Raw genomic sequence first — 8,403 nt, 5'->3', positions numbered from 1 at the left:
GTGGTCGATCGTGTTGGCGGTGTGAATCCAGGCACGTCCAGTACCGCTGCACGCGACGATGACACCAGCTAGAATCGCCTGCCCTGGGAGTCGGCTCTGATGTTCCTTGCGATCACCGTTGCAGTGTCAGTGATCTGCTCTTGCGTCGCGTCGGTTTCCATGCATATCGAGATGATCGCGAAGTGCAGGTTGTCTCCGCGGATGACAGTGTCACCGATGTTTGTCCGGTAAGGCAGGCCGCGCTCGCCCCCGCCGGCCGCCTGGCCCAGTGCGACTTCTTCCTCTGTCGGGTTGTCTGGCCAGCGGTCACACTTCACGACTCCGCCGCCGTACGGGAGTCCGTCGCCTTTGGCCTGGCTGGTGGTGGCAGAGCGACCGAAGATGCCGGCCGCCGGGACTGAATTGTCAATCGGGAGCGTCGAAGCCGATTCGGTATCGTCCCCAACTTTAAGTGAGATTCCGATGATGATCGCCAGAACGAGGACGATCAAAGCCGCCAAGGCTACAACTGAACCCAGGTCGATGCCAGCGGCCGCCTTCTGATCGCCGCGGGGTGCTGGGCTGCTCGCTCGTCTTGAGGAACGCTGAGCGGATACAGGCTTGGCTGGGACTGCCTTTGCTGAGCGTCGTCGCGAGGACGCTCTCTGAAGTGCCGCGTCGGGTTCATCCAGCGGAGGAAGACTGACGATGAGCTGCCTTGGCTCATCCGGTCTCGCTGCAGGATTGCTGGCCGGGCCCATTTTCTCGATGGGCGGGGTCGTGATTTCGGTGTGCTCGGTTGGCGCGTACAGCTCAGCAGCGGCTGCTCTTGATTCGTTAGGAGCGTCAAGATGTTGAGCGAATTCCTGGCAACTGGCGTAGCGGGCCGTGGGGCTCTTGGAGAGTGCCCGGGCGAATGGGGCGTCCAAATAGTGCAGATCCGGATCAACGACGCCGATGGGTCCTGGCAGCTTGTCGAGGTGGGCTCGCATAAGTGCGACATGTGAATCAGCAGCGAACGGCGGTTCACCGCTGAAAAGTTCGTACAGTGTGCAGGCGAGTGAGTACTGGTCCGCGGCGCCGGTGGGAACTTCGCCCTCGATCATCTCCGGGGCGCTGTAGGCCAGCGTGCCGATAAACATGTTAGTGCCGGTCAGCCCGGTGGCATTCGCCAGTTTGGCGATGCCGAAGTCCAGGACAGTCACGGTGGCGAGCTCGCCGTTGTGGTCACGGGTGATGACGATGTTGGCCGGTTTGATGTCCCGGTGGATCACGCCGCGGTGGTGGGCGTAGTCGAGCGCCGAGGCCGTCTGTTTCGCGACCTCACTGATCTCGTCGTCAGTGAGGTCAGCTTGGGAGAGGTCTTCGCCGTCGAGGTAGCTCATGGTGAACCACGGGTCGCCGCCTTCGACACCATAGGCGTGAACGGTGATGATGTTCGGGTGCTGCAGACCGGCGGCGGTGCGGGCCTCGCGAGCGAACCGCTCGCCGAAATCCATGGCCGCACCCGCTCCGGTGGAGAGGACCTTGAGTGCTTCGAGGCGGTGGAGTGCGGGGTTCTCGACCAGATAGACCTGACCCATGCCGCCGCGGCCGAGCTGCCGGACGACGGTGTAGCCGGCGAAGGTCGAGCCCGGTGACAGGTCCATGCTGGTGCCCCCCCGTGATGCGCTGCGCAGTCAGTTCAGGCTAGCGGGTGATTTCGGGGTCGCCGGTGAGCGGGGCGCGGTGTCGACACCGGCACTCACTTCGTTCGGCCGGGCTCAACCATCGAGAGTGGGCTCCGGCCAATGGGTTCGGTTCCGCCCTACGGCGCATGTATAGGGCGGAACCGAGAGTGTGGGCTGGAGGCTTCGACAGGCTCAGCCGGCGGGGACAGGCTCAGCCGGCGGGGACGAGCTCAGCCCGCCGGGGTTAGGCCGAGCCGGGGTCGGCGGTGCTGACCGGGGCGGCGTGCACGTCGGTGATTTGGTACTTCGCTGCGGCCTCGGTGGCTACGGAGCGGTCGATCTTGCCGTCGCGGGCCAAGGCCACCAGGACGGCGACGGCGATGGAGGCGGCGTCGACGTTGAACACGCGGCGGGCCGCCGAACGGGTGTCGGAGAAGCCGAAGCCGTCGGTGCCCAGCGTCAGATACGTGCCCGGAACGTAGGGGCGGATCTGCTCCTGCACGGCGCGCTGATAGTCCGAGGCCGCCACAAACGGGCCGTGGCCCTCCTCGAGTAGGTCGGTGAGCCACGGCTTGCGCACAATGCCCTCGCGCAACTCAGCCTTGTCACACTCGATGCCTTCGCGGGCCGGCTCGGTCCACGAGGTCACTGAATAGACGTCGGCGGCGACGTCGTAATCCTTGGCGAGCAGATCGGCGGCCAGCAGGCCGTCGCTCATCGTGATGCCCGAGACCAGGATCGACGCTCGCTGGCTGCCCTCGATCTGCGCCGGACGGTACAGGTAGGCGCCCTTGCGGAGGCCGTCGAGGTCCAGGTTGTCCGGCTGCGCGGGCTGATGGATTGGCTCGTTGTAGACGGTGATGTAGTAGTAGATCTTCTCCGGATCGGGGCCATACATTCGCTTCAGACCGTCGTCGATCAGATGCGCCAGCTCATAGGCGAACGCGGGGTCGTAGGCGACGACGCCCGGGTTGGCGGCGGCCAGCAGATGCGAGTGCCCGTCGGCGTGCTGCAAACCCTCGCCCGTCAGCGTCGTCCGGCCGGCCGTCGCGCCGATCACGAAGCCGTGCGCCATCTGGTCGGCAGCCGCCCAGAAACTGTCGCCGGTGCGCTGGAAACCGAACATCGAATAGAAGATGTACAGCGGAATCATCGGCTCGCCGTGCGTCGCGTACGACGTGCCGACGGCGGTGAAACTCGCGGTGGAACCGGCCTCATTGATGCCCTCGTGCAGAATCCGGCCCTGCTCGGACTCCTTGTAGGCGAGCATGAGTTCGGCGTCGACCGCGGTGTACAGCTGCCCCGACGGGTTGTAGATCTTCAGCGTCGGGAACCACGAGTCCATCCCGAAGGTGCGGGCCTCGTCGGGAATGATCGGCACGATGCGCTTGCCGATCTGCGGGTCGCGCAGCAACTCCTTGAAGATACGGACCAGTGCCATCGTCGTTGCTACTTGTTGATTGCCCGAACCTGCCGACACCGCGCCGATGGCCTTGGTCGTGTCCGCGGTGAGCACCTTGTGGTTGAGGTGGCGCTGCGGGAGAAAACCACCGAGACTGCTGCGGCGCTCCAGCATGTACTTGATCTCCGGCGAATCGGCGCCGGGGTGGTAGTACGGCGGCAGATACGGGTCGGCCTCGAGCTGCGCGTCGGTGATCGGGATGTGGTTGGTGTCGCGGAACGCTTTGAGGTCGTCGAGCGTCATCTTCTTCATCTGATGCGTCGCATTGCGGCCCTCGAAGTGGCTACCCAGCGTGTAACCCTTGATGGTGTGCGCCAGGATCACTGTCGGCTGGCCCTTGTGCTCCAGCGCAGACTTGTAGGCGGCGTAGATCTTGCGGTAGTCGTGCCCGCCGCGCTTCAAACGCCAGATGTCCTGATCGGACATGTCTTTGACGAGTTCCTTGGTGCGCGGGTCGCGACCGAAGAAGTGCTCGCGGATAAACGCGCCGTCGTTCGCGCGGTAGGTCTGGTAGTCGCCGTCGGCGGTCTTGTTCATCAGGTTCACCAGCGCGCCGTCCTGATCGGCGTGCAGCAGCGAATCCCACTCGCGGCCCCACACCACCTTGATGACGTTCCAGCCGGCCCCGCGGAAGAACGACTCCAGTTCCTGAATGATCTTGCCGTTGCCGCGCACCGGACCGTCGAGCCGCTGCAGGTTGCAGTTCACGACGAAGGTGAGATTGTCGAGGTGGTTGATCGACGCGATCTGCGCCAGACCACGTGATTCCGGCTCGTCCATCTCGCCGTCGCCGAGGAACGCCCACACATGCTGTTCGCTGGTATCGGTGATCCCGGTGTCGTGCAGGTAGCGGTTGAATCGCGCCTGGTAGATGGCATTCATCGGACCCAGGCCCATCGATACCGTCGGGAACTGCCAGAACTCCGGCATCAGCCGCGGATGCGGGTACGACGGCAGGCCGCCGCCGAGGCCGGCGTGGCTGTGCTCCTGGCGGAATCCGTCCATCCGGTTCGCGTCGATCCGGCCCTCCAGGAAGGCTCTGGCGTAGATGCCTGGCGACCCGTGGCCCTGGATAAATATCTGGTCGCCACCGCCGGGGTGGTCCAGTCCGCGGAAGAAGTGGTTGAAGCCGACCTCGTACAGCGAGGCCGACGACGCGTAGGTCGAGATGTGTCCGCCGACGCCGATGCCTGGCCGCTGCGCCCGGTGCACCATGATCGCAGCGTTCCAGCGGATGTAGGCGCGGAATCGTCGTTCCATGTCCTCATCGCCGGGGAACTCCGGTTCCAGGTCGGTCGGGATCGTGTTGACGAAGTCGGTCGAGGTGAGCGACGGCAATTGGACACGGGCGTCGTCGGCGCGCTCGAGCATCCGGAGCATCAGGTAGCGAGCGCGATCGGGGCCCGCGTTGGCGAGCATGGCGTCGAACGATTCCAGCCACTCGTCGGTTTCGGTCGGGTCCGAGTCGGCGAGGTACGACGCCACGCCGTCGCGGATGACCTGCACGCGATTGGTGCTGGTCGCAAGTCCTGCATGGGCCTCGGTCGGGTCGGTCACGCTGCCACCTAGCTGTGTCGTGTCTTCCGGATGTGATCTGCCTTCCATCGTGCCCCAAATGTGAGCCACTGGCAGCGATGTGGCGAGACTCTCACCGCGCCGTTCACCTGCCCGTAGCCGCGGCGCACAGGTACTGTGCGGCAGGATGTGAAGCAGTCGCCATCGCATTCGGGGGTGCAAACATGTGGTTTGCATGCGCGGCGGCACGGGAGGAGGGGACGTGCATCGTTTGATGCGGGCAGGGTTGCTGGCTGCGGTGTGCGCGATAGTGCTGGCCGCGTGCGGCGCCCAAGAGCAGTCGGCCACGCACTCTTCGGTCGGGGTCACGACCATCACGACTGAATCTCGCGCGGGCATCGACGCCGCCATCGCGGTGTGTCATCAGGTGATCACCTCGGCCGGGGTGATGGTTCGCGACTACAACGCGTTCATCGCGCGCCTGAACCAGACGCAGGACTACGCGAAGATCGACAAGGAAGACCGCTATGCGGTCGAGACGTTGAACACCGGCGTCGAGGAGATGCGCAAGGCGATCACGCCGGCCGTGCCGGTGGATATTGAGCAAAAGGTCCAGGACTTCATCACCGCGAGCGAGCAACTGTCCGAGCAGATCGGCCAGCGACGCAAGCTTGCGCTCAACAGTGCGATGGAACGGTGGAGCGAGCAACGCACGACGGTGATCGATTCGTGTGGCGAATTCATGCCGACGGGGATCAGTTGAGGCGGGCCGTTCGACACGTTTCTGTGGGTAACCCGTGCGCGTTGCGGGGACGGACCCTCTAGGCTTATCGATATGGTCGACATTTCGACTCTGGGAACGCGGCTGTGCCGCGTCATCTCGAACCACAAACCAGGAGGTCACAACCGGTGGTAGGCACCACGGAGGATAGCAACGTCGGCAAGCTCGGATTCGCCAAGGGAATGGCGATCCAGGAACTCGGGTGGGACGAGGACACCGACGACGACCTGCGTGTCGCCATCGAGGACGTGATCGACGCCGAGATGCTCGACGAGGAAACAGTCGAGGTGGTTGACGCGGTGCTGATGTGGTGGCGCGACGACGACGGCGATCTGGTAGACGCTTTGGTCGATGCGATTACGCCACTGGCCGAGGGGGGCTTCGTGTGGGTCGTCTCGCCGAAGACCGGTCAGGATGGGTATGTCGATCCCAGCGAGATCGCTGAGGCCGCACCCACCGCAGGCCTGAGTCAGACCAAGGTGATCAATCTGGGCGACTGGTCGGGTTCCCGACTCGAATCGCGTTCCCGCGGCAAACGCTGATGTCGGGTCCCGTTGCGGTCGGTGCCAGTGCTCCGGACTTCACGCTGCGCGACCAGAACAATCAGGAAGTGACGCTCGCGGCACTGCGCGAGAAGGGCCGCGTGCTGGTCGTGTTCTTCCCGCTCGCCTTCACCGGCACCTGCGAAGGCGAGCTCGGTTACATTCGGGACAACCTGCCGCAGTTCGAGAACGATGAGGTGAATACGGTCGCGATCTCCGTCGGGCCGTCGCCGACGCACAAAGTGTGGTCGTCCGCCCAGGGCTTTCTGTTCCCGATCCTCGCCGACTTTTGGCCGCACGGTCAGGTGGCGTCGGACTACGGGGTCTTCGACGCCCAGCGCGGCGTCCCCAACCGCGGCACCTTCCTGATCGACCGCGACGGCACCGTGCTGTTCGCGGCGATGGTCGGCCCAGGTGAGGCGCGCACCGCCGAAACGTGGGACGCCGCGCTCGCCGCGCTGTAGCTTTCGGCGGTCCAGATTCGGCGGCGGTCAGATTAGGTAGTGGAGATTGCCGACGATCCGCTCGCCGAGCGCGGTGTCACCCTCGATCTGCACGCGGCTCGGATCTGCGGTGGTCCGGCCGCCGATCAGTCGGGCATAGTCGACGAGGTCGACGCGCAGGGTCACATCGGCGGGACCGTCGATCGCCGGGACCACGGCGGCACGGTCGTCGACGGCGATGTGTACGGCGCGCGGCGCGAGGCCGGTGAAGTCGACGGTGACGGTGGTGCCCGCCGGGGCGGCCGCGCGTTTGCCGATCAGGTACGGCAGGTTGGTCACCATCTCTTTGCGTGCCGCGGTGGCCGGCACAATGTCAGTCGGCACGCCCAGATTGAGGCTGTCGCGGATGTCGATCTCGTGCGTCCAGGAGTCGAAGACCCGGACCCGCATGAAGCGTCCGAAACTGTCCGGGCCGACCGGCGTGAACGCCTCGGCATCCCACTGCTGCTCAGTGAGGCCTTCCAACGCGTTGAGTCGCTGTGCGGTTACATCGTGGAAGTCGTCGGTCAATTCTTGGCGGGAGCGGGCGCGGTAGAAGTCGAGCCAGTTCTCGTTGAGTTCGCCGATGGGGTTGCGGACGTGGGGGAGGTCGGCGACGTTGCGCGTGGAGTTGACCTCCCGCCCGGTCAGCATCCACTCGGTGCCGGCGATGTGCGCGAAGACGTCGCTGACCGTCCAGCCGTCGAGGATCGACGGCGCGGCGAGCTGGTCGTCGGACAGCTCGACGAGGACGGCCTCGAGCGTGGACCACTCGTCCCGCAGCGCATCGGTTACGGGTTCACGGGGAATGCGGGTGACCATCGGAACCTCCTGGCGCGGGACTGTGCCCGTAACGCTAATCCCGCATCGCAGTGACCGCCGTGATTCTCGGCGGTGCGCCGGACACAGTTTCTGGTGTCGACGGGTCACCGCTACAGATAGCAGTCGCCGTTGAGATAGGCGATCAGCTGACGGTCGACGCACGTCGCGCCCTCGCTGGCGAGCAGGTAATCGGAGGCGTCGAGGTCGACGTAGCTGACGAGTCGGGCGATGTTCGTAATGTCCGCGTCGAGGTTTCTGCGGAGCAGCGGTTCGTGGTGCGCGCAGTAGGGATTGAACCTACGACCGCTGGTGTGTAAAACCAGTGCTCTACCGCTGAGCTATACGCGCCGGGCGACGGCGCAGTGTGTGGTGCGCTGTCGACTCAGTGAAAGATACCGTCCGGGGCGAGCCAGTCCCAAACCTGGTCCGGTTCGGGCCGCGCGCAGGCGGGTCGGGTGGATAATTCGTGCATGACATCAACGACGATCTGGGTCCGGTTCGGTGCTGCCGCCACCGCCGCGATGCTCGCGGTAGCCGGGACGATTTCTTCGGCCGGTGCGGCCGCGGCGACGCCGCCGTATCCGGTGGTCACCGACGCGGGCGTCGCCGCGGTGACCGGAGATATGCAACCGGCCGAGATGTCGCCACCCGGGTCGAACGTGCCGGGCTGTCGCAGCAGCCGCGGCACGCCGCCGGTGGTGCTGTTGCATGGCACCGCGCAGAACCAGATGTCGGCGTGGCAGTATCTCGCACCCACCCTGGCCAACCGCGGCCACTGCGTCTACAGCCTCACCTACGGCCAGACCAGCTGGAGCGCACAGGTCGGCGGGCTCGGCCAGCGGGAGAAGTCGGCCAAGCAAGTCGCCGCCTTCGTCGACGGCGTGCGGCGCGCGACGGGCGCCGCCCAGATCGATCTGATCGGCTACTCGCAGGGCAGCGCGGTGGCGCAGTTGTTCACCCAACTACCGGGCCGTGCCGGGCAGGTTCGGCACCTGATCGGACTAGGCCCGTCGAACAGAGGAACCTCGAAAGTCGGCTCCATCGCAGACCGGCTGCCGGCCCGCGCGCCCGGTGAAAACAATTGGGGCCCAAAGCATCCGAGCATCTCTTATCTGATGATCGTGACCCGGCACGACGAGGTCTCCACGCC

Annotated in this window: 7 protein-coding genes and 1 tRNA gene; 4 read left to right on the top strand and 4 right to left on the bottom strand. The window is 65.2% G+C overall.

All coding sequences use genetic code 11. The features are described 5' to 3' along the window. Positions 1 to 68: 68 nt before the first annotated feature. The gene (locus WAW85_RS16705; RefSeq protein ID WP_422560706.1) at positions 69 to 1,562 is read right to left on the bottom strand and encodes a serine/threonine protein kinase; all 1,494 of its coding nucleotides are present in this window, start codon (positions 1,560 to 1,562) and stop codon (positions 69 to 71) included. A gap of 331 nt (positions 1,563 to 1,893) precedes the next feature. Beyond that, the gene (aceE, locus tag WAW85_RS16700) at positions 1,894 to 4,716 is read right to left on the bottom strand and encodes a pyruvate dehydrogenase (acetyl-transferring), homodimeric type (RefSeq protein ID WP_422560705.1); all 2,823 of its coding nucleotides are present in this window, start codon (positions 4,714 to 4,716) and stop codon (positions 1,894 to 1,896) included. A 145-nt stretch (positions 4,717 to 4,861) separates the two neighbouring features. On the opposite strand from aceE, the gene WAW85_RS16695 reads away from it, so the two are divergent. The 3 genes from WAW85_RS16695 (at position 4,862) to WAW85_RS16685 (ending at position 6,413) form a co-directional block, all read left to right on the top strand. Then, a complete protein-coding gene (locus WAW85_RS16695; protein WP_422560704.1) occupies positions 4,862 to 5,389 on the top strand; it encodes a hypothetical protein in 528 nt (175 codons plus the stop codon). A 146-nt stretch (positions 5,390 to 5,535) separates the two neighbouring features. Further along, complete coding sequence (locus WAW85_RS16690; RefSeq protein ID WP_422560703.1) at positions 5,536 to 5,949, top strand: DUF3052 domain-containing protein; 414 nt, start codon at positions 5,536 to 5,538, stop codon at positions 5,947 to 5,949. After that, positions 5,949 to 6,413, top strand: coding sequence for a peroxiredoxin (locus WAW85_RS16685; protein ID WP_422560702.1), 465 nt, complete (start codon positions 5,949 to 5,951; stop codon positions 6,411 to 6,413). Before WAW85_RS16690 ends, WAW85_RS16685 begins: the two co-directional genes overlap by 1 nt. A gap of 27 nt (positions 6,414 to 6,440) precedes the next feature. Here the strand turns inward: WAW85_RS16685 and WAW85_RS16680 are convergent, their stop codons facing one another. Both WAW85_RS16680 and WAW85_RS16675 read right to left on the bottom strand, forming a co-directional pair. After that, the gene (locus WAW85_RS16680) at positions 6,441 to 7,253 is read right to left on the bottom strand and encodes a maleylpyruvate isomerase family mycothiol-dependent enzyme (protein WP_422560701.1); all 813 of its coding nucleotides are present in this window, start codon (positions 7,251 to 7,253) and stop codon (positions 6,441 to 6,443) included. Between the two features lie 273 nt (positions 7,254 to 7,526). Beyond that, positions 7,527 to 7,601, bottom strand: a tRNA-Val gene (locus WAW85_RS16675). A 122-nt stretch (positions 7,602 to 7,723) separates the two neighbouring features. On the opposite strand from WAW85_RS16675, the gene WAW85_RS16670 reads away from it, so the two are divergent. Next, the coding region (locus WAW85_RS16670; protein WP_422560700.1) for an esterase/lipase family protein at positions 7,724 to 8,403 on the top strand (680 nt) is incomplete at its 3' end.

Origin of the sequence: Gordonia sp. (in: high G+C Gram-positive bacteria), from assembly GCF_049299075.1 — a bacterium.
Lineage (GTDB): Bacteria > Actinomycetota > Actinomycetes > Mycobacteriales > Mycobacteriaceae > Gordonia.
Note: the sequence above shows the minus strand (reverse complement) of the source record. Positions and strands in the feature narration are given on the sequence as shown.

Bases quoted from the DNA above. Each gene is read 5' to 3' on its own strand.
- WAW85_RS16705 (WP_422560706.1), bottom strand. From the start codon at position 1,562: ATGGGTCAGGTCTATCTGGTCGAGAACCCCGCACTCCACCGCCTCGAA.
- aceE (WP_422560705.1), bottom strand. From the start codon at position 4,716: ATGGAAGGCAGATCACATCCGGAAGACACGACACAGCTAGGTGGCAGC.
- WAW85_RS16695 (WP_422560704.1), top strand. From the start codon at position 4,862: ATGCGCGGCGGCACGGGAGGAGGGGACGTGCATCGTTTGATGCGGGCA.
- WAW85_RS16685 (WP_422560702.1), top strand. From the start codon at position 5,949: ATGTCGGGTCCCGTTGCGGTCGGTGCCAGTGCTCCGGACTTCACGCTG.
- WAW85_RS16680 (WP_422560701.1), bottom strand. From the start codon at position 7,253: ATGGTCACCCGCATTCCCCGTGAACCCGTAACCGATGCGCTGCGGGAC.